The organism is Dysgonomonas sp. UBA7630, from assembly GCF_002483985.1.
Classification (GTDB): Bacteria; Bacteroidota; Bacteroidia; order Bacteroidales; family Dysgonomonadaceae; genus Dysgonomonas.
On the sequence record NZ_DLIY01000016.1, the window covers coordinates 56,022 to 81,187 of the forward strand.

27 protein-coding genes and 2 tRNA genes are annotated in these 25,166 nt (G+C 37.3%); 12 read left to right on the forward strand and 17 right to left on the reverse strand.

The genetic code is table 11. The annotated features are described in order from the left end of the window. The 7 genes from B3P17_RS06320 to B3P17_RS06350 form a co-directional block, all read right to left on the reverse strand. A complete protein-coding gene (locus tag B3P17_RS06320) occupies window positions 1–429 on the reverse strand; it encodes a hypothetical protein (RefSeq protein WP_291104478.1) in 429 nt (142 codons plus the stop codon). Window positions 430–433: 4 nt separating this feature from the next. Then, window positions 434–2,449, reverse strand: coding sequence for an AAA family ATPase (locus B3P17_RS06325; RefSeq protein WP_291104481.1), 2,016 nt, complete (start codon window positions 2,447–2,449; stop codon window positions 434–436). Window positions 2,450–2,464: 15 nt separating this feature from the next. After that, a complete protein-coding gene (locus B3P17_RS06330) occupies window positions 2,465–2,719 on the reverse strand; it encodes a hypothetical protein (RefSeq protein WP_291104484.1) in 255 nt (84 codons plus the stop codon). A gap of 131 nt (window positions 2,720–2,850) precedes the next feature. Beyond that, window positions 2,851–3,021 carry a hypothetical protein gene (locus B3P17_RS06335; protein WP_291104487.1) on the reverse strand — a complete coding sequence of 57 codons (171 nt, stop codon included), beginning with the start codon at window positions 3,019–3,021 and terminating at the stop codon, window positions 2,851–2,853. 100 nt (window positions 3,022–3,121) lie between these two features. Next, window positions 3,122–3,430, reverse strand: coding sequence for a helix-turn-helix domain-containing protein (locus tag B3P17_RS06340; protein WP_291104490.1), 309 nt, complete (start codon window positions 3,428–3,430; stop codon window positions 3,122–3,124). 5 nt (window positions 3,431–3,435) lie between these two features. Continuing rightward, window positions 3,436–3,990, reverse strand: a complete 555-nt coding sequence (locus B3P17_RS06345) for a helix-turn-helix domain-containing protein (RefSeq protein ID WP_291104493.1) — start codon at window positions 3,988–3,990, stop codon at window positions 3,436–3,438. After that, a complete protein-coding gene (locus B3P17_RS06350; protein WP_252639668.1) occupies window positions 3,978–4,247 on the reverse strand; it encodes a helix-turn-helix domain-containing protein in 270 nt (89 codons plus the stop codon). Before B3P17_RS06350 ends, B3P17_RS06345 begins: the two co-directional genes overlap by 13 nt. A 145-nt stretch (window positions 4,248–4,392) precedes the next feature. On the opposite strand from B3P17_RS06350, the gene B3P17_RS06355 reads away from it, so the two are divergent. The 4 genes from B3P17_RS06355 to B3P17_RS06370 all read left to right on the forward strand — a co-directional run bounded on the left by B3P17_RS06355 (window position 4,393) and on the right by B3P17_RS06370 (window position 6,273). Then, window positions 4,393–4,875 carry a hypothetical protein gene (locus tag B3P17_RS06355; protein WP_291104496.1) on the forward strand — a complete coding sequence of 161 codons (483 nt, stop codon included), beginning with the start codon at window positions 4,393–4,395 and terminating at the stop codon, window positions 4,873–4,875. 161 nt (window positions 4,876–5,036) lie between these two features. After that, the gene (locus B3P17_RS06360) at window positions 5,037–5,732 is read left to right on the forward strand and encodes a S24 family peptidase (RefSeq protein ID WP_291104499.1); all 696 of its coding nucleotides are present in this window, start codon (window positions 5,037–5,039) and stop codon (window positions 5,730–5,732) included. A 17-nt stretch (window positions 5,733–5,749) separates the two neighbouring features. After that, entirely contained in the window at window positions 5,750–6,091 is a 342-nt protein-coding gene (locus B3P17_RS06365; RefSeq protein ID WP_291104502.1) for a hypothetical protein, read from the forward strand. Next, window positions 6,091–6,273: a hypothetical protein gene (locus tag B3P17_RS06370; protein WP_291104505.1), complete on the forward strand. Its 183-nt coding sequence runs from the start codon at window positions 6,091–6,093 to the stop codon at window positions 6,271–6,273. The genes B3P17_RS06365 and B3P17_RS06370 overlap by 1 nt, the downstream gene beginning before the upstream one ends. A 38-nt stretch (window positions 6,274–6,311) precedes the next feature. On the opposite strand, the gene B3P17_RS06375 is transcribed toward B3P17_RS06370, so the two are convergent. Further along, window positions 6,312–6,395: transfer RNA gene (locus B3P17_RS06375), tRNA-Leu, on the reverse strand. Window positions 6,396–6,434: 39 nt separating this feature from the next. Then, window positions 6,435–6,507 (reverse strand) — tRNA-Gly (locus B3P17_RS06380). 201 nt (window positions 6,508–6,708) lie between these two features. Between B3P17_RS06380 and B3P17_RS06385 the strand changes: the two genes are divergently transcribed. Further along, window positions 6,709–6,945, forward strand: a complete 237-nt coding sequence (locus B3P17_RS06385) for a hypothetical protein (RefSeq protein WP_252638864.1) — start codon at window positions 6,709–6,711, stop codon at window positions 6,943–6,945. Between the two features lie 53 nt (window positions 6,946–6,998). On the opposite strand, the gene hisH is transcribed toward B3P17_RS06385, so the two are convergent. The 8 genes from hisH to B3P17_RS06425 all read right to left on the reverse strand — a co-directional run bounded on the left by hisH (window position 6,999) and on the right by B3P17_RS06425 (window position 14,293). Further along, complete coding sequence (gene hisH / locus B3P17_RS06390) at window positions 6,999–7,592, reverse strand: imidazole glycerol phosphate synthase subunit HisH (protein ID WP_252638866.1); 594 nt, start codon at window positions 7,590–7,592, stop codon at window positions 6,999–7,001. A 51-nt stretch (window positions 7,593–7,643) separates the two neighbouring features. Then, window positions 7,644–8,168 carry a TlpA family protein disulfide reductase gene (locus B3P17_RS06395; protein WP_252638868.1) on the reverse strand — a complete coding sequence of 175 codons (525 nt, stop codon included), beginning with the start codon at window positions 8,166–8,168 and terminating at the stop codon, window positions 7,644–7,646. Continuing rightward, window positions 8,165–8,584, reverse strand: a complete 420-nt coding sequence (locus B3P17_RS06400; protein WP_252638870.1) for a VanZ family protein — start codon at window positions 8,582–8,584, stop codon at window positions 8,165–8,167. The genes B3P17_RS06395 and B3P17_RS06400 overlap by 4 nt, the downstream gene beginning before the upstream one ends. Window positions 8,585–8,623: 39 nt before the next feature. After that, window positions 8,624–10,456, reverse strand: a complete 1,833-nt coding sequence (locus B3P17_RS06405; RefSeq protein ID WP_252638872.1) for a peptidase U32 family protein — start codon at window positions 10,454–10,456, stop codon at window positions 8,624–8,626. Between the two features lie 131 nt (window positions 10,457–10,587). Continuing rightward, the gene (gene metA / locus B3P17_RS06410; protein ID WP_135105072.1) at window positions 10,588–11,538 is read right to left on the reverse strand and encodes a homoserine O-acetyltransferase MetA; all 951 of its coding nucleotides are present in this window, start codon (window positions 11,536–11,538) and stop codon (window positions 10,588–10,590) included. Window positions 11,539–11,839: 301 nt separating this feature from the next. Further along, on the reverse strand, window positions 11,840–12,712 hold the full coding sequence (locus tag B3P17_RS06415; protein WP_291104513.1) for a hypothetical protein: 873 nt from the start codon (window positions 12,710–12,712) through the stop codon (window positions 11,840–11,842). A 50-nt stretch (window positions 12,713–12,762) separates the two neighbouring features. Then, window positions 12,763–13,437: a 16S rRNA (cytidine(1402)-2'-O)-methyltransferase gene (gene rsmI / locus B3P17_RS06420; RefSeq protein ID WP_252638873.1), complete on the reverse strand. Its 675-nt coding sequence runs from the start codon at window positions 13,435–13,437 to the stop codon at window positions 12,763–12,765. A gap of 124 nt (window positions 13,438–13,561) precedes the next feature. Then, entirely contained in the window at window positions 13,562–14,293 is a 732-nt protein-coding gene (locus tag B3P17_RS06425) for an HAD family hydrolase (RefSeq protein WP_291104539.1), read from the reverse strand. A 326-nt stretch (window positions 14,294–14,619) separates the two neighbouring features. Between B3P17_RS06425 and B3P17_RS06430 the strand changes: the two genes are divergently transcribed. The 7 genes from B3P17_RS06430 to leuB all read left to right on the forward strand — a co-directional run bounded on the left by B3P17_RS06430 (window position 14,620) and on the right by leuB (window position 25,118). Next, on the forward strand, window positions 14,620–16,110 hold the full coding sequence (locus tag B3P17_RS06430; RefSeq protein WP_006842998.1) for a 2-isopropylmalate synthase: 1,491 nt from the start codon (window positions 14,620–14,622) through the stop codon (window positions 16,108–16,110). A gap of 26 nt (window positions 16,111–16,136) precedes the next feature. Next, the gene (locus B3P17_RS06435; protein ID WP_252638877.1) at window positions 16,137–17,249 is read left to right on the forward strand and encodes an acyltransferase family protein; all 1,113 of its coding nucleotides are present in this window, start codon (window positions 16,137–16,139) and stop codon (window positions 17,247–17,249) included. A gap of 358 nt (window positions 17,250–17,607) precedes the next feature. Continuing rightward, window positions 17,608–19,002 (forward strand): 3-isopropylmalate dehydratase large subunit, encoded by a 1,395-nt coding sequence (gene leuC, locus B3P17_RS06440; protein ID WP_252638878.1) that lies wholly within the window; start codon window positions 17,608–17,610, stop codon window positions 19,000–19,002. Between the two features lie 171 nt (window positions 19,003–19,173). Then, a complete protein-coding gene (leuD, locus tag B3P17_RS06445; RefSeq protein WP_252638880.1) occupies window positions 19,174–19,764 on the forward strand; it encodes a 3-isopropylmalate dehydratase small subunit in 591 nt (196 codons plus the stop codon). 100 nt (window positions 19,765–19,864) lie between these two features. After that, the gene (locus tag B3P17_RS06450; RefSeq protein WP_252638881.1) at window positions 19,865–22,345 is read left to right on the forward strand and encodes a glycoside hydrolase family 127 protein; all 2,481 of its coding nucleotides are present in this window, start codon (window positions 19,865–19,867) and stop codon (window positions 22,343–22,345) included. Window positions 22,346–22,366: 21 nt separating this feature from the next. Next, window positions 22,367–23,878: an alpha-isopropylmalate synthase regulatory domain-containing protein gene (locus B3P17_RS06455; RefSeq protein WP_291104545.1), complete on the forward strand. Its 1,512-nt coding sequence runs from the start codon at window positions 22,367–22,369 to the stop codon at window positions 23,876–23,878. Window positions 23,879–24,047: 169 nt separating this feature from the next. Further along, window positions 24,048–25,118 (forward strand): 3-isopropylmalate dehydrogenase, encoded by a 1,071-nt coding sequence (leuB, locus tag B3P17_RS06460; protein WP_252638885.1) that lies wholly within the window; start codon window positions 24,048–24,050, stop codon window positions 25,116–25,118. The last annotated feature ends 48 nt before the right edge of the window (window positions 25,119–25,166 follow it).

A 25,166-nucleotide genomic window follows, 5' to 3' on the forward strand; every position in this document is an offset into this window, starting at 1 on the left:
TTATTGATTTAATTGAATTTGCTTAGCTTTGTTGGGGTGTTCAACAAAATATTGCTGCCCCCACTCGCGATACAGCTTGTCAATTCGTGATAACCTATTCCACGATTTATAAAGCGGCTTGATGTTGTAGTCATCCAATAATCGCCCTACCCATGAAGGATGGCAATTCCCTTCAATTGTTTGTTGTAGCCAATTGTGATCTATGTGTTTTTGACATAATTGAAGGAATTTCAATCTAACACTTTCGAATGTATCTTTATCGTGTTGGATATATCCGCTACCATTAAAGAAATCGCAAGTTTCGATTGGAGAGGGTAGAACAGACATAATGTTATCTACCTCCTCTATTAGCAACTCATAATCCTCGCATTCTTTGTGTGTATAAAATTCAACCCCATCAACAGCCTTGTACTTTGTAATTGTTTCCATATCATTATGCAAATAATGATTCTCTAACACGCCCTTTTACAGTCAGCCTTTCGCAGCTCTCATCCACAACAAAACGGATAATCTGAGATTCGGAGGGGATAAGTTCAACCACGCTTTCGGCATTATCTACGAAGATTGGCAGATACATATTGAAGTGCTTAGACAGCGTATTGATACATTCTATACCAGCATTGATCTGTGCGGCATTATTCGCGGCTTGATAAGGTGTTCCATCGATAAGAGCCTCACAACATTCTTCTTCACCACCTGTCATAAGTGGTTTAAACATCTTCCATTTGATAGTAGCGAATAGACCGTTGATACCGTTCTCAATAGCCTCAATCTTGGCTCGGTTGAATTTGTCCGCGATAAACTCTTTGCCTTCAAGTGTAGCCAGTTCTTGAGAGAGTGTTTTTAATTCTGATTCGAGCTCTTGAATACGTTTCTTTTGAGTTTCTGCAGTAGTTTTGATATAGAGCTGTTTTTTCAATTCGTCTATATCTCGACTGACAAGTGCTTTCTTCTGACGAAGCTCTGTTGTATCGGGTTGTTGAATCGAACCTTTTTGCTTTTTCAGTTCGTCTATTTCACTGGCCAGACGTTGATATTCAGCATTCTTTTCAAGTAGATCTGAAGTAACGTAGTGTTGTTTCTCTTTATTGCTTTCGGCTTCGATAGCTTCTTTCAACCCAATTGCTTCCGATCTCTTATCAGCTATCTGAAAGGTTATGGCTTCTTTCTGCTTTTTCAACTCTTCCAACTGAGCGACTAAGGATTCAATAATCTCTTTTTCTCGTTTACCTTTAGTTATATTCGCTTGTAGCTTCTGCGCTTTATCTGCATTGAATTTCTCAACTGCATTATCAAGCTTTTCTCCAGATAATTCAGAACCACAACTAGGGCAATGCTTATCGTCTTCGTGCATTTCGATTGCATCTAATTCAGAATAAGCAGCACGAAGCGTTTGTAAAAGCTCTTTTTGGCTCTCGATCTCCGATTCTTTATTATGAATCTTGGTGATTATCAGTGCTTGATCGGAATTTAGAGAACGAGCAGATGTTTCAAGCTCTGTGAGATCACTTTGAAGCTTTACGAGTTCTTTACTTTGATCTTTGTTGAACTGGTTAACCTCTATCTCTGTATTGCTTTTTATCTCTGCAATACGACGCTCCTTTTCAAGTATAACCGATTGCTGCTTTTTAATTTCTTCGGCTTGGCTCTCGTATACTTTAGATAAATCAGAGAGTTGTAAATCAAGATCTGAAAGCTCTTTGTTTTTGATCTCGATAGCTTTCTCGATAGCTTCATAGTCCGGTTCTTCAGGAATAGCAAGGATAGCCTCACGAATCTTAACCGGTATTTCTTCTATCTTCGATTTTAGAGTTTTCTTTTCAGCATTTAGTTTCTTTCGAAAATCATCAAGATTGTTCTTTCCTAACTCCTCAATAAGCTTTGCAAAATCAGTACTTGTTGCCGATAATTTATTGAGAATTGCATCATCGGTAACTCCTGCCAACTCCATTAGCAGCTTGCGTCGTTTCTGCCATTCCATATTCAGGAAGAAACGAGGGTTTGATAACAGGTGGAACTGTTCGGAACTTCCGAATAGTTGATTCGCTCGCATATCAAAGTCTTTCTTCAAGGTCAAAGGGATACCATCCCAGACAAAGGTCGTAGTATGGGTGTCAAGCTTGCGTTCTTCTTCTCCAGTAGGTTTGACCCACTTTTCCTTGTATGTCCGGGACACTTTGTAGTTTGAATAGTCGACATCCATATCAACTGAAACCGTATGCTCCAGATGGTGAAAAGGTTCATTATTTATATCATTTGTCTTGATCTCATAATCGGCACGCCCTTTGGCATCTTTTCCGGTCCATAACCAAGACCATGCATCACAGATCGTAGACTTACCGGCACCATTTGTTGCATGTACATTGGTGACATGTTCTGTCGGATTGAGAGTGTAATCTCTCTGCCCTTTGAAATTCAAAAGGCCTAACGCTTTAATAATAAGTTTCATTGGTTTATTTTTTGATTATTTGAAATCGAAATATTTCGAAATGTATTCCTGTTGATTTTTTATACCTGTTGCAAGAGATTCTAATTTCAGGTATGCTTCTTTCGCCTGTTCAGGATCATTCAAGTCGTTGTGAAGTTGAATGCTTCCTTTACAATCGTGGATCGTTAGTTTCATGATGCTATCTTCCATAACCTTTGCATGGTAAGAAGCCATACTTCTGGGGCTATCCGGTAATAGAAAATTCTTATTGTTGTATGTGGGTCTTTTCATCAGATTTTGAATTATTATATTCAGTTTTTGTCTTATATTTTGGAATACAACATATAGCGAAAACTACAGCGATAAATGCAATGAAGATTATATAAGCCACAAATGCCAATATCAGAAGTATTATTTCCATTTCAGTTTACTACTTTCAGTGGTACTTGTTTTATCAATCTTGCCGCATTCCAGAGATTTAAGACTACAAGGGCAATAGCCCAAAGCGGAGCTTCATCATTTATAGCCAGCGGAGCCCATGAAAGAGCGAAATAGGCTATATAGAGTTTATCTTTATTCTTTATCTTTTTCATAATCTGTAATTTTACAAGGATTGTTTACTCATCGTGGATTTAGCGAGTCGATATTTTAGTAAACCTTTGACAACACTTTGCCTAAGTATCCTAATTAATATTATTTTTGTCTAATCTTTAATTGTTTTTTCAGAATTGAAAAGTCTAATTTTAATATTTCACTTAATCGAAAACGATAAGCACAATAATCTTTTTCTCTATGTTCCGGTAATATCAATCCATCTTTACAATAGTTATATACAGTAGCTATACTTACATTATGAATCTTAGCAACATCTTCCGGAGTAACTAATGTGTTTGAAAAACGATTGCAGAATGCATCCACGGCTTTACCTTCCATTTTAAGATTGAAGAATTTTTCCATTTCTTCAGCATCAATCTGATAGACTGTTTGCGCTTTTATACCCATTATTGTTAAGGATTGAAAAGATTATTCCTATTCGCGTATCTTATAAAATCGGCCATAGAGTGTATTGAAAGTTTACGAAAGCTATTTTTTCGATGGTTTTTTACTGTATCTAATGTGATATATAGCTCTTCTGCTATTTCTTCATCGGATTTACCATCGTAGCACATTTTCATTACATCTAATTGACGTTCTGATAACTTAGAATTGAATTTGGGTGAGCATATCACACCTTGTCCGGTACATTCTCCACGAAGAGGACAACTTACAAATTCAAATTTGAAATTCCAGTTTTCGTCCAAATCAAGTGTGTTATCATAGTTTCCCATGTTACACTTAACGAATCGACGAACAGCGAGGAAATCTCGATAAGTCCGTCGCTTTTCACTGCGAGCATATTCTTCCATTAGCTTTTTGTGCGCTTCGGGGTAGAACTCTTCGAGTACAGCAAGAAATGAAGAAATGACCGCGTAATCTGTTTCTTTTAGCTGATGTTCTGGCTTACCTTCTTCTTTAAGCATGACTTCTCCTTTAGGAGTCATATAGAATTCTATTGCTCGCATGACTCTATAGATTTTTCAGGGAATAATACTTCGGCTGAAATACCAAGTTCTTTCTCAATAAGGATCTTAGCTGAAGCATTTGGCTGGTATGCACCGGCTATCCAACCATTAACTGTAGAAAGAGAACATCCTGTTATCTCAGCCATTCGATTTCGAAAAACTTTTTTGGGAGGAGGTGTCTCAAATTGATTAGGCAAGGAATCATAATATTCTCTGAATGACTTTGCTTCTTGACCTTCTGACGTTAACTTATTCATTTAGATCTGAATTTTATTTGTTAGTATTTTCCTTTTACTTAAATTTGATACTGTATTTTAGAAATACAAGTGCAAATATACTAAAATAATTAGTATTTAGCGATTGAGATACTTAAATGTTTAGTATTTAACTTTAATTAAGAAAATGGAGATTCGACTATCAGACTTAATTGCATCGGGTAGCTTATTCATTGCAATTGCTTCTTTTTTATTTTCAGGGTGGAGAATAAAAAAGCAACAAAAGCAAATAAATGAACTCGATATAAAAATTAAGACAGAAGATATTGAGCAAAGGAAAAGAGCATGTGTTCGTGCTGAAATTAAGACTGAAGAATACTTTGATAACAAAGGTAGACGTATGCGCTCATATAGTATTTTAGTAACAAATACAGGGGTGTCTACTGCTAGAAATATCCGAATAGAATCGATTATTTTTGATTATGAAAAATCTGGTATTTCGGTAAGAATTCCAGATCGAGTATTACCATATCCATTATTAAATCACATGGATAGCTTTGAGATACCTATTATGTTAATAGTTGGACATATACATGTTCCGGAAATAAAGTTTATATGGGATGATGAATCAGGTAATAATCAAGAGAGAATTCAGGTCCTTGATTTATAATTTCTTTTCTGATATCTCCTGTCAGATATGACTATATAGCAAATATTGACTATGGATATCAGAATAGATATGAATGATATAATAATTGACATAGAAGCAATCTTTAGTTAATGAAAAAAATTTAATTGATTACGATACAAATGTATACTAAATAAATTAGCATGAAGGAAAAGAGGGAACGATTTTTAAAGGCATTTAATTATTTGCGGGGAGAAGGTATCATAAATACCCAATTGGATTTAGCAGATAAAATGTCAGCTAATAATGTTAATATAGGATACGCCTTAAAAGGGAACAAGAGTTATCTGACCGATAAATTTCTGAATAGGTTTAATGAAACTTTTGATGGTATTTTCGATATAAATTGGCTACTAAAAGGCGACGGAGAGATGCTGAGAAGCGGCAATATTGTTGCTCCAGTAATTGTTTCAAATATAAACAAACAACCAATCCTCGATATACGTGTTTCTGCTGGTCATGGTGTGGGGTTAGAGGGCAATGAAAACGAAGTTGTAGAATGGGTTAATATTCCAAAATTTGATGGTTGTTACGGCATAATGGTTTATGGTGATAGTATGTACGATCGTTTTAAATCGGGTGATGTGGTTTTTGTACGTCCAATAGCAGGGCGTAATGATTTTGACTACGGGCAATGCTACGTCGTTATCACAAACGAAGATCGATATATCAAGAATATATATGAGAGTTCTAAAGGAAATGAATACATAACCATGACATCATATAATACTGAAATAAACCCTGATGGAAGGCGTAAATACCCCGACAAAGACATCTATATAAATGATATCAAACATCTATATAAAGTTGCCGGTAAATTGAGAAGAGATCAATTGTAAAATCTAATTATAGAATTATGGATCCACTATTAGCTATTATTATTTTAGTATTTGGAATATTACAACTTATTTTATTTTTCAAAATTTGGGGTATGACAAATGATATTCGTGAAATTAAAAACAAATATCTAGGTTCAAATGATAATTCTCAAATTCAATCTTCTCAAAAAATAGAATATTTTGGATCAATACCAGAGGATGAAAATAAGTTTAAAGAAGATGATTTAGTCATTCTTCTAGCAACAGGAAAACAAATGAGAGTAAAACGATATACAGAGGATGGAAAATATAGCTGTTATACTAATGGCGGAACAGTATATCAAGGTGATTATGCAGAAAATGAATTAAGATTATTCTAATGGACGAAAAAGATAAAATAATAGCTTCATTACGAAAACAATTACAAGATGCTTTGAGTAAAAATAGAGCGTTAGAACAAGAAGTAGCTTTGTTAGATTTTCAGGCAATGAGTCACAATGGGTATGATCGACAAATCTCGAACGTTTCCCCAGTCGTTTCCCCTAATGAAAAAACCCATTGAAAAACTATTGTTAATCAATGGGTTAATTTGAATGCTAGTGCGCACGGCGAGACTCGAACTCGCACATCCTTACGGAAACTACCCCCTCAAAGTAGCGTGTCTACCAATTTCACCACGTGCGCTTGCTTTAAAACAAAAAAATGCGACCTTTGTCACATTCGAGCGAAAGACGGGATTCGAACCCGCGACCCCGACCTTGGCAAGGTCGTGCTCTACCAACTGAGCTACTTTCGCAATTGAGACTGCAAATATAGAGGCAATTTTTATTTTTTCAAAATTTATAATGTCTTTTTTCATACAAATTATGCACGAATCATATCATATTACATTTCTGTATTCCTTTTATGTTAGAAAGCATCTTCCGATCTCTTTTAAGTAATTAACTTTTACATTATCTTAGCCAAATCCGAACCTGAATGAACTAATACAACTATTATGAGCACGCTGAATGGAACGATAAATCAAAAGGCAAAGCAAGACGAAATAGTCATGCAGAAGTTGAGAAAGAAAATAATCATAGAAATAATCAGGCGGCGTGCAGCTAGCCCTCATAAGGAGTATGAATTGACCGAAATGGAAGAATGTGAACTCGTGTGTATGTATATAATGGGACAAACATCGGTGGATATCAATAAGATATCAGAGTATATAAAGAGAAACTACTATACTTAATAAATTGCAAAGTTAACCTCAAATATATAATTCCTTTTCATGAGGGGGAAAATCTATTTTATTTTCAGAAAGTTCTTTAATATACTTTCACCTACGCTACCACTTTTTTCGGGATGAAACTGCGTTGCATAAAAGTTTTCCTTATGCATCGCCGCACTGAAGGGATGTATATAATCGGTTACAGCAGCTGTATGTTCGCTAATAGCCACATAATAACTGTGAACAAAATACACAAATTGGTTTTCTAAAGAGATATCAAATAAGTCACTCTTCACATTGGAAATTGTATTCCATCCCATGTGAGGTACTTTATCCTCATGTTTTTGCGGTACAAATCGTTTGACCTCCGTGTCGAATATATTGAGGCAGTCTACATTTCCCTCTTCCGAGTGAGAACACATAAGTTGCATTCCCAAGCAGATTCCTAACACAGGCTGCTTTAAGTCCGGAATAAGTTTATCTAGCCCTGTTTGTTGTAAATGTTGCATCGTAGAACTGGCTTCACCTACACCGGGGAAAATTACTTTATCAGCTTTCTGTATCAGTTCTTTATCTCGTGTAACAACAGCTTCGATGCTAAGTCGCTTGAAAGCATGTTCTACCGAGAATATATTTCCTGCGTTGTATTTAATAATTACTATATTCATTGGTTATAGTCCTAAATAAAAGTTATACGGTTTTATACTGTATATCCGTATTTATTTTGCTAACAACGAATCTATTAACGATACCATTTCGTTGAACTCCTCCATTTTGAAAAGCCTAGTCAACATCACAATTTTACCATCCTTGTCTATAATAACATTTCTGGTGATGCCCGCTTCTCTTTCTGCATAGGTTGCAAATATATCCGCTTTAGGATCAAGCCCGATAGGGTAGGTGACACCTGTTGCCTTCGCAAATTTTAGAACTGTTTCTGCGGGTTCTTCTCTATCAATTCCAAATAGAGCAAAATTGGGGTTGTTTTTATGTTTTTGCCAGATATCTTTTTCTATATGTGGCATTTCTTTTCGGCATACACCACACCAGCTGGCTGTAAATTGTAGCATTACAACCTTTCCTCTGAGAGATGACAGTTTGATTGTCTTTCCCGATGGTAAGCTCATCTCAAAGTCAGGAGCTATATCACCAACTTTTACTTTATATTGATAGTCAATGTTTTCTTGTGAGAATATATTTACGGATGTAAATAATAAAAATAAAATAATTGAAAGCTTTTTCATATTTCTTGTTCTCTTAATTCTTTATTTAATAAAAATCGTCTAAACCAAAACGAGAATGGAAGGGATGCTATTGCTCCTAAGGCATCAGCCAAAAAATCGTACCAGTCTCCGCTTCTTCCGGGAAAATATTTACTTTGAAGTATCTCAATCAGGCCTCCATATATAATAGGAACCAATAGTGCAAAAAGGATAAGCTTTAGTATAATAATTTTACCTCGCTTATCGTAGATATAATTAAACGAAGCTACTCCGGCCAGCCCAAAATACATCAAAAAATGAACAATCTTATCTGTGGGGATAAAAAGACAAAAATCGATCTCGGGAACATCTTTTGGAGCGATAAGGCAACATAAATAAAATATAATAATGGCAACTATTGCCGGAGGCCATGTATACCTGAATATTTTTCTTAACATAGAGTTCCACGTTTATGGGGGCTAAAGATAGATAAAATATTAATTAATGGAGTCATTGAATACCTTCATTTCGCAATTTTTACAATCAAAAAAAAGTCTCAGTCTTGTATTGTTGTATACCAGATAAAAAGGTTCTTTATACGGATGTTTTTCATTGCCTTCTTTAGGACACCAACCTAATGACTGTTTAATGCAATGACGGGTAAACATCAAAGGAACATCATTCTGTGCTTGCTTCTCAAAAGCAGGCTGTGTTACCGCAGACTGATGCTGAACGTAAAACTGCTTACTCTTCTCATTCATCACATTTCCGAGATATGTAATATTGGAAACAGGAAAGGCATGAGAGGTCTGTTTATGAGGGATAATATCTTGACGATATCTGATTCTTCGAACAGATAATAGCTTGTCTATGAGTTGCCTTCTCCATTCCGATAGAACAGAGGCCGGAATAAACCAGCTGTTTTCGAAGTCAAAGATTACATAGTTCACCTTAAATATTGTATTACCTGTTTTACTCAGATTGTTCCGTATATTTTCAGTTTGATTTTTTTGAGCAGGTTGTTTTTCTAATTCAAAGTTGATGGTTGCGTGATTATCATTCTCATCCCTAATCTGAAGAGAAAAGCCAAATGCTATTTTTTTTATTATTATCCATGTCTCTATTTTTCGTTCGGCAGACTTTTTTGATAATAATTTTTCAAACTCATGGTCATAGTTTCTATACACATAAGTTCCCTTTTTTAGTTCAGGGATAGTTGCCGGATATATGGTATCTCCTTCTACACGGTTTACATTAATACCTTCGAGTTCTTTCTTGTTGTTGAAAAAACAAAGTCCGTCTCCGTTATGCAACTTTTTGCTACTATTTATCTTGATATATCTTGTTGTAACCTCAGTGATTTTGCCAATCGGTTCTCCTACAGACTTTGGAGAGTCCAGCGACCACATATTATTTGTGCGTTCGTGCAAGAAATACTTTGTAAAGCCTCTGTTAAAACTCTTCTCAAGATTTGGCTCAAATGTATAACTTGATTTTCCCGACGATGATCTTATATATTCCGGATGTCTTTCTATAATATGATCGAGTTTGGTACGATAATAAGAAACAACATTCTTTACATACGAAATATCTTTGAGTCGCCCCTCTATTTTTAAAGAACTCACTCCGGCTTCAAGCAGCTCTTCCAAGTTCTCCGATAAATTGAGATCTTTCATCGATAGAAAATGCTTTTTTGCCATGATTTCTTCTCCTTTGGCATCACTCAAAGTATAAGGTAGGCGACAATATTGGGTACATGCTCCTTTATTCGCACTTCGTCCCGATAAAGCTTGACTGAGGTAACACTGCCCGCTATAGCATACACACAATGCTCCATGTACAAAAACTTCGAGAGGTGTGTTCACTTGTACTGCTATGTCGTGTATTTCGTCTATTGTCAACTCACGGGGTAGTACTATTTGTTGAAAACCTGCTTTTTCGAGAAACTTTACTTTGTCAGCCCCTCGGTTATCCATCTGTGTACTTGCATGTAGGGCAATAGGAGGGAGGTTGAGCATCGTAATGCCCATATCTTGAATAATAAGAGCATCTACCCGGGCATTATTGTATAGCTGCCATATCAGTGCTTCTGTTTCCTTCAGTTCGTTATCGTTAAGTATTGTATTGAGAGCTACATATACCTTTGCATTATACAAATGTGCATATTCAGCCAGAGCCTTAATGTCATCGAGTGTATTGCCGGCAGCAGCCCGTGCACTGAACTTTGGAGCACCTATATATACTGCATCTGCACCATGATTGATTGCCTCGATACCACATTCAAGGTTCTTGGCAGGCGCGAGTAATTCTATTTTTCGTACTTTAAGCAAGTGATTGTCTTCTTTTATGTTTCTGAATAAAAAGTAACAAAAGTAACACGTTTTTTATTGTTTTTGAGTGTTACCTTTTGTTGTTGAAACTTTCTTATATATAGATAAATTTACAAAGAGGATATGCCTTTTTATTTTTCATTCATCAAATCAAGATCTCCCATATTTTTGATTTGAGTTTTATCGTATGGAGTTTCTTGATAAACGAAGTAGTTAAGCCAATTATTAAATAATAAATTTCCATGTCCCGACCAACGTACTACGGGGGGATTTGCCGGATTGTCGTTTTTGTAATAATTGCTTGGAATTTTTATTGGTAATCCTTTCTCTGCATCTCTTACGTATTCGTTATTCAACGTGTAAGGAGCATATTCTGAATGACCTGTTAGATAGAACTCACGCCCTCCGCGCGACATCACAATGCCTACTCCCGAATCATCAGACTCGGACAATATTTTAAGTCCGCCACTATTTAGTATTTCATCTCTTCTTACCGTAGTATGGCGACTGTGTGGAATGTAGAATTCGTCATCAAAGCCTCTGAATAGTGGAAACTTCTTGTCATGTACTACATGCTTGAATACCCCGAACATTTTTTCAGGAAGAATATATTTATTTATGCCATAAAAGTGATACATGGCCGCCTGAGCCGCCCAGCAAATATAGAGTGTAGATGTAACATGCGTACGTGCCCAGTCGAATATTGCAGATATCTCGGACCAGTATGTCACTTCTTTAAATTCGTAGAGTTCTACCGGGGCTCCGGTAATAATCATCCCGTCATAGAAGTCATCTTTTACGTCGCTAAAACTTTTATAAAACATCTGCAAATGTTCTTCCGATGTATTTTTTGATACATGTGTTTCGAGCATCAAGAAGTCAACTTCTACTTGTAACGGATTGTTCGACAATAGTCTGATCAGATCCGTTTCGGTCATAATCTTTATCGGCATGAGATTTAGTATGAGTACTCTCAAGGGACGGATGTCTTGTTCGTCAGCCCTTAATTGACTCATAACAAATATATTCTCTTTTTTTAGAATCTCTATAGCCGGAAGATTATTTGGGATATTTACTGGCATTGTCGCTAAGTATAAGTGATTGATAAAATAAGTTGCTGTTTTGTTATGATAAACGAAGCAAAGTATCCCATATCGATAGTGATACGAGAAGCCTCGTTATTTTGACATAACAAAAGGATATGCATTTATAATGCAAAGTTACAAAAATAACAGTAATATTTATTTTCTATCAAAATTTAGAGAGTATTTCACTTCAGAGTAATAATATAATAGAAAAAAGTGTGTTGGCTTTTGAATTTAGCTACAAAAAAAGCGCTATCTTTTACAGATAGCGCTTCTTGATATTATATCGTTCTTATTATCAACCTACTTCGATGATTAAGAATTTAGTTAAACTCCAGAATCTCTTATAGTCTGTAATTTTGATAACTATAGTTCCTTTTGCATCTTTGTCTAAAGTATAACTGTCTTTAGTGTGATCTGACAAGAGTTTTGCTTTCTTGTCGTAAACAGGAATACTGTGAGTATCACGAATGTCTATTCTTATGAACTTACTCTTCTCAATGCTTTCTTTCAAAATCTTAGGAGACGCAAGGAATCCGCCCGAAACAATTTTAGCTTCTTTAAGTTCTTTGCTTGTGCCGAACATATAATAAGCAGTATTCAACTCCTTGTCTTGTTCTTTAATCTTAGATGCTTGTTCCGCAGTCTGAGATGACAGCGTTTCTACATTTGAAGTTAATGATTGTACATCTGTTTGCAATAAAGCTATTTGCTCGTCACGCGCTGATAATGATTTTTGAAGTTCCGAAATAGTGTTAGCTCTTTCTACTAACTCAGAATTCAAACGTTCGATAGTTGCTTTCAAGCCTGACATTTGTCCCGAATTGCTTTTTAGCCTTTTATTTAATTTGTCAATATCAGTTTTGTTCTTTTTCAATATTTCATTGATCATTTCAAAATTGTCTTTGATACGTGTTTTTGTATCATTCGACATTTCACCTTTAGACTTAGATTCGATAGATAGGAATTTTTCAGCTTCTCTTATTTGTCTGAAATTTTCTTCTACATCGTTAATCAAAGTATTCATTTCCTCCAATTCGCTATTACTTTTGCTCGTAACTTGAAGAAGAGAGTCGCGTTGAGCCTGTAAAGCTTTATATTCATCCGAATTTTTTACGTTACATGATGCTAATGCTAATAAGCATAGACATCCAACTACTAATTTTTTCATAAACTAATATTTAAGTTGTTAGATTTCTTTTTCTATTATAGTTTAAAAATTTATTCTTCTTTACCTGCAAGCACTATAACAAATTCTCCTCTGGGTTCGTTCATTGTATAGTGTAATATTAAGTCTTTGAGGCTGCCTCTTAAGACTTCTTCATATCTTTTGGAGATTTCGCGACACGTTGCCACATATCGTTCTTCCCCCATATATTCTGCTAATTGTGTTAACGTTTTTAATATCCTATGCGGAGATTCGTATAATACAATAGTTCTTGTTTCCTCAGCCAATACCTTCAAGCGGGTCATTCTCCCTTTTTTCTGAGGTAAAAAGCCCTCGAAACAGAATCTGTCGCAAGGAATGCCCGATGCTACAAGAGCCGGAACAAAAGCCGTTGCTCCCGGCAAACACTCTATATCAATACCCGCAGCAACACATTCTCTGACAATCAGAAATCCCGGATCAGAAATTCCCGGAGTGCCGGCGTCTGATACCAGTGCCATATCTTCACCTGTATTTATACGTTCTACGATATGAGCCACAGCCTTGTGTTCATTAAACTTGTGATACGATTGCATTTTGTTTTGTATCTCGAAATGTTTCAGCAGAATACCTGTTGTTCGGGTATCCTCAGCCAGTATAAGAGACACTTCTTTTAATAGTCTGACTGCCCTGAAAGTCATATCTTCTAAATTACCTACTGGGGTAGGTATAACATATAATTTACCCATTTCCTTTCCTACTGTATACAATACATATCGACTCACAAAGATAGAAAAAAAATGAACCGCTAATTAAAAAACGTAAATAATGTCATTTTGTTGTATTATCAGCTCTTTTGTCCCCTTATTTCTTTTATGATTTTATTAATTTGTATAACTCATCCCATTTTTCATATAAGGCTTTCATCGATGGCAGTACGATGTTTGCACCTGCATCGGCTAATATTTTGTCAGGCATCGGACCTGTGTTTATAGCAATCGTAAAGATGCCTGCGGCAACCGCCGCTTCTACTCCTCTAGGTGCATTTTCTACAACAATCGCTTCGTTTGGCTTCAGATGTCCGGCTTTCTCCAGTCCCATCAGGTAAGGTTCAGGGTGTGGCTTGCCATGTTTCACATCAAAGGCTGTTACCATTCGTTCTTTCTTAAATAATCCCGGAAAATTATGTTCCAATTTATCTATCAGAGTTGGTTGCCCCGATCCTGTTACCACGGCACAGGTCAAACCCTCGTCATGTACTTTTTTAACGAAGTCGTAAGCGCATGGAATCAGGCTTCCGTCATTGTATTCCGAAAACAGCTCGGTCTTACGCTTATATATTGCATTTACTTCTTTGTCGTTAGCTTCTCTTCCTTTTTCCCGTTTCATCAGGTGATTTATAGTATGGCTACCCACCATCCCTTCATATAAGTAGAATTCTTCGGGCGTACTTGGTATATCAAATTCGTCCATTGTTTCTTTCCACGATTTGGCATGCCATTTCATCGAGTCGTACAGAACTCCGTCCATATCGAAAAGTACGGCTTTGAGATCAAATTCTGAATAATTATGTTTGCTTAGATATTCGTTAAAAGTGGTGATCATGATTTTATTTAGTAAAATATGTGCAAAGATACGTTTTATCGATTTAATTACCTATAATGTGTAAATGTCATAACAAAATCAAAAAATAAAACTTTTTATTTGTTTTTCTGAAAAAATAAAATAACTTTGTCAGCCAATAAAGTAAATATTGAATATGAATTTACATAGTGTTATTATTAGTTCACTCATTCTGCTCTGGAGAAATTTAGAGTGAGCATTGCTATGTAGTATAAACGATAAAGAAAAAACTAGAGCCTTTCTCACTGTAAAGTAGATGAGAAAGGCTTTTTTTATGTAGAATAATCAGGATTTAATTAAAAACAGTTATGGACAAGTTATTTATTTTTGACACCACATTGAGAGACGGAGAGCAAGTTCCGGGTTGCCAGTTGAACACAATCGAGAAAATTGAAGTAGCCAAAGCCCTCGAAATGCTCGGTGTTGATGTAATCGAAGCTGGTTTTCCTGTTTCCAGTCCTGTAGATTTCAACTCGGTGGTTGAAATATCCAAGGCTGTTACTTGGCCTACAATCTGTGCTCTTACACGTGCTGTGGAAAAAGATATAGAAGTAGCTGCCGAAGCCTTAAAGTATGCCAAGAAAAAACGTATACATACAGGTATTGGAACTTCGGAATATCATATTAAACATAAATTTAATTCAACACAAGACGAAATTATAGAAAGGGCTGCTGCTGCTGTCAAATATGCGAAGCGTTTTGTGGAAGACGTTGAATTTTATGCCGAAGATGCAGGGCGTACCGACAATGCTTATCTTGCACGTGTGGTACAAGCCGTAATTAATGCCGGAGCTACTGTTGTAAACATTCCCGATACTACAGGGTACTGTTTGCCCACGGAGTATGGCGCTAAGATAAAATATCTGATTGATCATGTGGATATGAAGAATGCTATTCTTTCTACACACTGTCATCAAGACTTGGGTATGGCTACGGCAAACTCTATAATGGGTGTCTTAAATGGAGCTCGTCAGGTGGAAGTGACAATAAACGGTATTGGTGAGCGTGCAGGTAACACATCTTTGGAAGAGGTTGTTATGGCTATTCATAGTCATAAAGAATTGAAAATTGAGACAAATATCAATACTCAAAAAATATATCCAACCAGTCGCTTGGTTTCTAATCTGATGAATATGCCTGTTCAGCCAAACAAGGCTGTGGTAGGGCGTAATGCCTTTGCTCACTCATCGGGTATTCATCAGGATGGAGTTCTGAAACATCTTTCTACTTATGAAATTATCGACCCTAAAGACGTCGGTATTGATGATAACGCCATCGTTTTAACTGCCAGAAGCGGACGTGCCGCATTGAAAAATAGACTAAATTTGCTTGGTATAGAAGTCGATGATGATACATTAGCAGAATATTATCAACGTTTTCTTGATTTGGCAGATAGGAAGAAAGATATTACCGATGAGGATATTCTGATCTTAGCCGGTAGAGAAACAGATAAAATGCATCGTATCAAGTTGGATTATCTACAGGTGATCTCAGGACTAGGAATACGCAATGTGGCGAATGTAGGACTTGATATTGCCGGCGAAAAATTTGAGGCCTCGGCTTCCGGTAATGGGCCAGTAGATGCTGCCATAAAAGCGATCAAGCAAATCATACGACGTCAGATGGTTATTGAAGAATTTCTGATTCAGGCGATAAACAGAGGTAGCGATGATATCGGAAAAGTACATATGCAGGTAGAGCACGAAGGAGTAAATTACTACGGCTTTTCGGCAAATACTGATATTGTAACTGCTTCGGCGGAGGCGTTTATAAATGCAGTAAACAAATTTGTAAAATAAAAAAGACACAGACAACGTAAAAATAGATGGAGCCCCAAAAATACCAATATATAGACAGCTTGAGAGGAATAGCGATTCTTTTGGTTGTGCTTGTTCATGTTGGTATAGTTTTGGATAACATGATCGACTATTTTCCAAAAGATAGTTTGTTGTTGTCGATAATTGGGAATGGAGCATATGGTGTACAACTTTTCCTTATTGTAAGTGCATATACATTGACTATGTCGCATTACAATAGGCTGGATGAGCCACACAAAAACCGGAATTTCTTTATTCGTCGTTTTTTTAGGATAGCACCTATGTATTATATAGCTATTATTTATTTTACATTGGATAAGTACTTGCAATTCAATTTTGTAAATCCCGATTTTTCGGCAATACCAATTCGGTCTGTGTTGAGTAACATTTTCTTTACCAATGCGCTTATTCCTGAGCATACCAATAATTATGTGCCTGGAGGGTGGTCGGTATCGGTGGAGTTCCTGTTTTACTTTATGTTACCGTTTATATGCAGTAAAGTAAAAACAGTAAATGCTGCTCTACTATTGTTCCTGTCTACTTTGACATTAGCGTTGATTATTGATCCTTTCATCAAGGCGAATACAATATATCCATATTTCCATGAGTATAATTTTTTTGTTCAACTGCCGGTATTCCCATTAGGGATATTAGCTTATTTCTTTTTGAATAGAGAACAACATGAAATAAAACCTTTTACATGGGTGTACCTCATCGGAATGATGATCGTATTTTGTTATATCTCAGTTCCGAAGCATATTATGTTTAGTCTTGTGTTTGTATTATTACTCATTATTCAGGCTAAATATAGCTTCAAGCTGTTTTCTAATCGCTTTCTGGCAGAGGTCGGAAAAGTAAGTTTCAGCATGTATCTTTTGCATTTTGCCGTTGTGTATCTTTTTAATAGATTTGGTTTTTACCGAATTATAGAGGTTACTGATTTTACAACATCGCTTCTTAATTTTCTATTGATGTATATTGTTGTTGCGGGGGTGGCTTTTGCCATATCCAGTATAACATATAGGATAATTGAAGTGCCGGGGCAAAATTTAGGTAAGAGACTAATTAAAAAATTGTCTTTGGATCCTATTTCTCATACTAAAGCAGTAAATGGAAACTAAAAAATATGAATATATTGACAGCCTTCGCGGAATAGCTATATTGATGGTTATTCTGGTTCATATTCCTTTTCAGAAGGGGGGCGTTCCATTATGTCGTAAATTTACTTCTAACGAATACTTCCGTCGACCAAGGACATTGTCTTATTTAGTTCTAATAATTTTTATCTATTGTTATATTGCTATAAATTATGGCTTTTTAGATAGATCTGCAACATTTTACTTTATATTAGCATATTTGTGTATATTCACATCGGGCTATATATGCTCGGTCTTTACTCATAAATTTATTGAAGTTCCGGGACAAAACTTGGGACGAAAAATTATTCAAAAGTTGAATCAACAAAAATAAACTTGAAAAATGAAAACTCTATTCGACAAAATCTGGGATGCACATGTGGTTTCATCCGTTGAAAATGGCCCCACACAATTGTATATAGATCGCCATTTTTGTCATGAGGTTACAAGTCCTCAGGCATTTAATGGACTTAGGGCGAGGGGGCTGAAAGTCTACCGTCCCGAAAAAACAACGATAACGGCCGACCATAATACGCCGACTATCAATCAGGATCAGCCTGTAAAAGATCCGATTTCGAGAAATCAGTTGGATACATTGTCTAAAAATGCACAAGATTTTGGAATTCAGTTGTTTTATCCTTTGGGACATCAAAAAAATGGGGTAGTACACATTATAGGGCCGGAAAACGGATTTACTCAACCCGGAATGACTATTGTTTGTGGGGATAGCCATACTTCTACACATGGTGCTTTTGGTGCTATTGCTTTTGGCATTGGTACCAGTGAGGTGGAAATGGTTTTGGCTACGCAGTGTATTCTTCAGACACGTCCGAAGACAATGCGCATCACATTCAACGGAAAATTGGGTGAAGGTGTTTCAGCTAAAGATTTAGCTCTATATATGATCTCTAAGTTGACTACCGGCGGTGCTACCGGCTACTTCGTAGAATATGCGGGTGAGGCTATTCGCAACATGTCTATGGAAGAGCGCATGACACTATGTAATCTAAGTATCGAGATGGGTGCTCGTGGAGGCTTGGTTGCTCCCGATGAGACAACTTTCTCTTATGTGAAAGGTCGTGAATTTGCACCTAAAGGAGAAGAGTGGTATAAGGCATTAGCATATTGGAAAACATTAAAGACTGACGAAGGTGCTAAATTTGATAAAGAGTTGACATTCGATGCCGCAGATATCAAGCCGATGATTACTTACGGAACTAATCCGGGTATGGGTATGGGTATTGATGAATCGATCCCTACATTGGACGAAATAGATGAGGCGGGACGTATCTCTTTCCAGAAGTCTATGGACTATATGGGCTTCAAACCCGGAGAAAAGGTAGAAGGAAAATCAATAGATTATGTATTTCTAGGTAGTTGTACCAATGGACGTATCGAAGATTTCCGTGTGTTTGCAAACTTTGTAAAAGGAAAGAAAAAGGCTGATAATGTAATCGCTTGGTTAGTTCCGGGAAGCTGGAAAGTAGAGCAACAGATCAAGGATGAAGGACTGTATGATATTCTTAAGGAGGCTGGCTTTGAACTTCGCCAACCGGGTTGTTCGGCATGTCTTGCGATGAACGATGATAAGGTTCCTGCCGGCAAATATGCAGTGTCTACGTCAAATCGTAACTTTGAAGGGCGTCAGGGTCCTGGAGCTCGTACTATTCTTGCCGGTCCGCTTGTGGCTGCTGCCGCTGCTGTGACAGGAAAGATTACAGATCCTAGAAATCTTTAATAAGACTAATTTTCTAATATGCCAATATGTAAATATTCAGTATCCTATTGAAACCAAATTATTAGAAGATATAAAAATCTTACAAAAGATAATTAACAAAATAATAAACACCGCCAAATCGAGATAATTGACATATCGGCACATTATCTTATTGGCACATTGATTTATATTATGGAAAAATTTCAAACACTTACATCAACATACGTTCCACTTCCTATTGAGAATGTGGATACAGACCAAATTATACCGGCTCGCTTTTTGAAGGCGACAGATAAAGAAGGTTTTGGTGATAATCTTTTTGCCGATTGGCGTTACAATAAAGACGGAAGTCCCAAAGTCGATTTTGTGCTCAACAACCCTACATATAGCGGAGAGATACTTGTTGCCGGAAAGAATTTCGGTAGCGGTTCCAGTCGCGAGCATGCAGCGTGGGCTGTTGCCGGATATGGATTCAAAGCTGTTGTTTCAAGCTTCTTTGCTGATATTTTTAGAAACAATTCACTAAACAACGGAGTACTTCCTGTTGTGGTTACACCTGAGTTTCTTTCCGAAATATTTGCTTGTGTAAATGCTGATCCAAAAGCCACATTGACAATCAATCTGGAAAAACAAACCATAACAAACAATGTAACGGGGAAAACAGAAAGTTTTGAAATCAACCCTTACAAGAAAGAATGTCTATTGAAGGGACTTGATGATATCGACTATCTGTTATCCAAAAAAGAATTGACAGAAAAGTACGAAACGGAACGCCCTTTGTAATTTTATAAAAATGTAGTAAGCAGCTATCTGCGATTAGATTATGTCTGTCATCATTGTTGAAAAGCTAGATCGTTCTGAATAAGAAGAGATATATCCCCAAATGAAAAAAGGTATTTATATATTCATTTTTATTATGGCTTCTGTGAATATTTATTCTCAGAATATCTTAACTCCTGTATCGTTTGAGCAAGTGACTCTTACCGATAATTTCTGGAACAATAGAATGAGGATCCAAAAAGAAGTATTGGTTCCTGTGGCATTCGAACGGACAGAAATTGCCGTAGAAGATCTTCGACGCACAGCGAATTATCTGAAAGGGATCGAAGGGCCTTTACCATCTGATAGCAGATTCAGCACTTCCGACTTGTTTAAGGTTATCGAAGGTGCGGCCTATCTGTTAAAGATGGAGCGTGATCCAAAATTAGAAAAGCAGATAGACGATATCGCAGATATTATAGCTCAGGCTCAACAACCTGACGGCTATTTGTACCCTCCTCATATTACAGGGGCTTATAAGACTGCGCCATTGTGGGGTGGGGCAGGAATGGGCGATAAGCCTTATTCGTGGGTAGTACACAGCCATGAATTGTATAACATGGGGCATCTTTACGAGGCTGCGGCTGCATACTATCAGGCTACAGGTAAAAGAAATCTGCTGGATATTGCGACTAAGAGTGCTAAGCATATAAATAAAGTGTTCTTTGAAGGGGATCCGAATTACAATGGTGGTAAGCCTGTAAATCAAGCTACCGGACATGAAGAAATAGAAATCGCATTGGTGAAGCTTTATCGTGTGACAGGAGATCCGCTATATCTCAATATGGCGAAAAAGTTTATCGATATACGAGGTGTAACCTATGTGCCCGATGGTAAAGGAACCATGTCGCCCGAATATGCACAGCAGCATGCGCCTGTACGTAAGCAGGATAAAGCAGTAGGACATGCCGTTCGTGCGGTTTATCTTTATTCGGGTATGTCTGATGTAGGTACATTGACGGGGGATACTACTCTTTCGCCTGCTTTGGATAAGATATGGGGCAATATTGTGGACACACGGATGCATATCACAGGTGGGCTGGGAGCTATACATGGCATTGAAGGCTTTGGCCCTGAATATGACTTGCCAAATAAGGAAGCATATAATGAAACGTGTGCCGCTGTAGGCAATGTATTCTTTAACCATCGTATGTTCCTTCTCGAAAAGGATGCGAAATACATGGATGTTGCCGAAGTATCACTCTTGAACAATGTTTTAGCGGGAGTAAATCTTGAGGGAAACAAGTTTTTCTATGTTAATCCTCTTGCCTCCGATGGTACAGTCGATCGTTCATATTGGTTTGGAACTGCTTGTTGTCCGACAAATTTAGCGAGGCTTATTCCTCAAATTTCAGGTTTGATGTATGCGCATACCGATAATGAAATTTATTGTTCTTTCTACACCGGAAGTAAAGTAGATTTTGCTCTTACATCTGGAAAAGTGGCACTAGAGCAAAAAACGAATTATCCGTTCGATGAAAGTATCATATTAACTGTAAACCCCGAAAAGAATGATCAGACATTTTCAATAAAAATGCGAATTCCTACGTGGGTCGGTTCTCTGTTTGTCCCGGGTAAATTGTATCGCTATGTTGATAATAATTCGAAAGCGTGGGAACTATATATAAACGATAAGAAGATCGGAAATTTATCTTTTAAAAAAGGTGAAGTTTCTCTTGATAAAGGTTTTGTCTCTATCTCCAGAAAATGGAAGAAAGGGGATAAAGTAGAGCTTAAACTACCTATGCCTGTTCGTTTTTCTCATGCTATAAACGAAGTGAAAGCAGACAATGACAGGGTAGCTATCTCTAGAGGTCCGTTAGTATATTGTGCAGAGGGTATTGATAATACTGAAGATGTGAACAGGTATTATCTGACTAAAGTTTCAACAGATGCTAAGGTACAGAGAGATGATACCGGAATATTGAAGGGGATAGACCTTATAAAAAATGTTTCGGCGGATTATATAGATGTAAAAGGGAATGTTCATCAGGCTTCACTCAATCTTATTCCATATTATGCATGGAATAATCGAGGAGTTTCGACAATGAATATTTGGTTTGCTGAGAATGAAAAGAAAGTGCGTGAAAGCGTCGCTATTCTTCCTGTAGCAATAAAAGATATAAAAGCGACTTATACAAACGAAGGCGAAAATGTATTCTCTATTGTTGACGGAAAGCATCCGAAGAATTCTAAGGATACAGAAATCAATCGATGGACTTCTTGGAACAAAAAGGGTGAAAAGCAAAGCATTGATTTTACCTTCGAGAAGCCTACTGATATAAAAGCCTTTTCGGTTTATTGGTATGACGACAACGGCGGAGTTCGTTTGCCGGATGTTTGGAACTTGGAGTATAAAGATGATAGAGGCTCTTGGAAGCCATTCCCATTATACAGTACCGATTCATATAGTTTGCTCAAAGATCAATTTAATCTTGTGCATTCTGATGGAGATTCTTTTGTTGTAGAAAGTATCAGATTGAATTTAACGCCAAAAGCCGACAGTGCAGTTGGTGTCTTGCAAGTGCGGTTTGATATTAAGTAATTAAGAAAATTAAAGATTACCATGATAGAAATAATGGACACAACCCTGAGAGATGGCGAACAAACATCGAGTGTTTCGTTCTCGGCTCAGGAGAAGATGAGTATAGCTCACTTGTTGCTGGTCGATCTCGGCGTAAATCGTATCGAGGTAGCATCGGCACGTGTTTCGAGTGGTGAGTTTGAAACTGTAAAAAAAATCGCTAATTGGGCAAAATCCGCAGGATATATAGATAATATTGAGATATTAGGATTTATAGATAAGGGAGCTTCGCTCAATTGGATAAAAGACACAGGATGTAAAACTATAAACCTGCTGACAAAAGGTTCGTATAAGCATGTGACCGAACAGCTCCGCAAAACGCCTGAACAACATCTTGATGATATTAAGGCTGAAGTGGAATTGGCTCAAAAATTGGGTATAACAGTTAATGTGTATCTCGAGGATTGGTCTAACGGAATTGTGAAATCCGAAGATTACGTCTATTATATGATGGATGGAATGAAGGATTTGCCGATAAAGCGATTTATGCTTCCCGATACTTTAGGAGTATTGAATCCACATAGCGTATGGCGCTGTTGTCGCCGGATGATAAACCGTTATAGCGACCTCCATTTTGACTTTCATGCTCACAACGACTATGATCTGGCTGTAGCGAATACGATGGTGGCGGCAGAAGTGGGAGTGAGAGGTGTGCATCTGACGATGAATGGACTGGGCGAACGAGCAGGAAATGCTTCTTTGGCTAGTGTAATTGCAGTTTTTCACGACCAATTGAAATTGAAGACTTCAATAAAAGAAGAAAATATAAATAGGGTCAGCCGTGTAGTAGAATCCTATTCGGGACAGGTAATATCTGCTAATCAGCCAATTGTGGGAGATAATGTCTTCACTCAGTGTGCCGGGATACATGCTGATGGGGATAATAAGAATAACTTGTATTATAACGATCTGTTTCCGGAACGTTTTGGCCGTGTGCGTGAATACGCATTAGCTAAATTGTCCGGTAAGTCTAATATACGAAAGAATATTGAGGCTTTGGGTATTGAACTCGACGAGGATGATATGACTAAAGTGACAAACCGAGTGATAGAACTGGGAGATAAAAAAGAAATTATTACGCAAGACGATTTGCCATATATCATTTCGGATGTCTTGAAAAATAACGAAAAGGAAAGAAAAATCAAGATATTGTCATTTGCATTTTTATTGACAAAGGGCTTACGTCCTACAGCTACGGTAAAAGTTGAGATTGAAGGGCAGGAACATGAATGGACTGCACCGGGGGACGGACAGTACCACGCCTTTTCGAAAGCCTTGTATAAGATATACTCACGTTTGGGTAAGCCGACCCCTACGTTAGTGAACTATGCTGTTTATATACCACCCGGCGGGCGTACCGATGCTTTGGTGCAAACGGTAATTACGTGGGAATTTAATGGAAAGACTTTCAAGACAAGAGGTCTTGATGCCGACCAGACAGAAGCAGCGGTAAAGGCTACCGAAAAGATGCTGAATATGATCGAAGATCTGTAAATGACTTTTCTGCAAATGAAAGGAGAGCGGATTGGATGGGTTGATATAGCAAAAGGCATGGGTATAATATGTGTTGTGATGGGGCATATATTTCAATACCAGATACTTTTTTAGGAAAATATAAGAATAAACAGATTCAAAAATAATTACAATTTTAAAATATAAATTGATGAAATTAAACATTGCAGTGCTCCCCGGAGACGGGATAGGTCCTGAAATTATAGAACAGGCATTGAGAGTGACAGAAGTAGTTTGTGAAAAATTTGGTCACGAACTATCTTATGAATATGGGATTGTTGGAGCTTCGGCAATCGATCAGGTAGGTAATCCGTATCCTGATGGAACGCATGAATTGTGTATGGCTTCTGATGCTGTGCTGTTTGGTGCAATAGGAGATCCTAAATATGACAACAACCCTTCGGCAAAAGTACGTCCCGAACAAGGACTTTTGGCTATGCGCAAAAAGTTGGGATTGTATGCTAATCTTCGCCCTGTAAGTACATTTCCTACACTAGTACATAAATCGCCCCTTCGTTCCGATTTGGTAGATGGTGCTGATTTTATGTGTGTGCGTGAATTAACGGGAGGTATGTATTTTGGTCGTCCGCAAGGACGTAGCGAAGACGGAGATACTGCTTATGATACTTGCGTATACACTCGTGAAGAAGTAGAGCGTATCCTTCATCTTTCATATAAATATGCTCAGATGCGTCGCAAAAAAGTGACAGTGGTAGATAAAGCGAATGTATTGGCTACTTCTCGTCTATGGAGGCAGGTTGCTCAGGAAATTGAAAAACAATATCCTGATGTGGAAACAGAATATATGTTTGTAGACAATGCAGCGATGCAGATTATTCAATGGCCTAAACGTTTTGATGTACTTGTTACAGAAAACTTGTTTGGAGATATACTTACCGACGAGGCTTCTGTAATTACCGGGTCGTTAGGCATGTTGCCATCAGCATCTATTGGTATTCATACATCTGTGTTTGAACCGATACATGGTTCATATCCTCAGGCAGCAGGCAAGAATATAGCAAATCCATTAGCCACAATTCTTTCGGCAGCAATGATGTTCGAATATGCATTCGAACTGAAAGAAGAAGGTAAGCTGATTCGTGAGGCTGTTAATGCATCTATGGATGCAGGAGTAGTAACTGAGGATATTGCATCGAAAGAAGGAAAAGCTTATTCTACATCGCAAGTAGGCGACTGGATTGTAAATTACTTGAAGGCATAAAATCTTTTTCTAAGATACTGTGAAGAGGCTGTTCGTTGCGGACAGCCT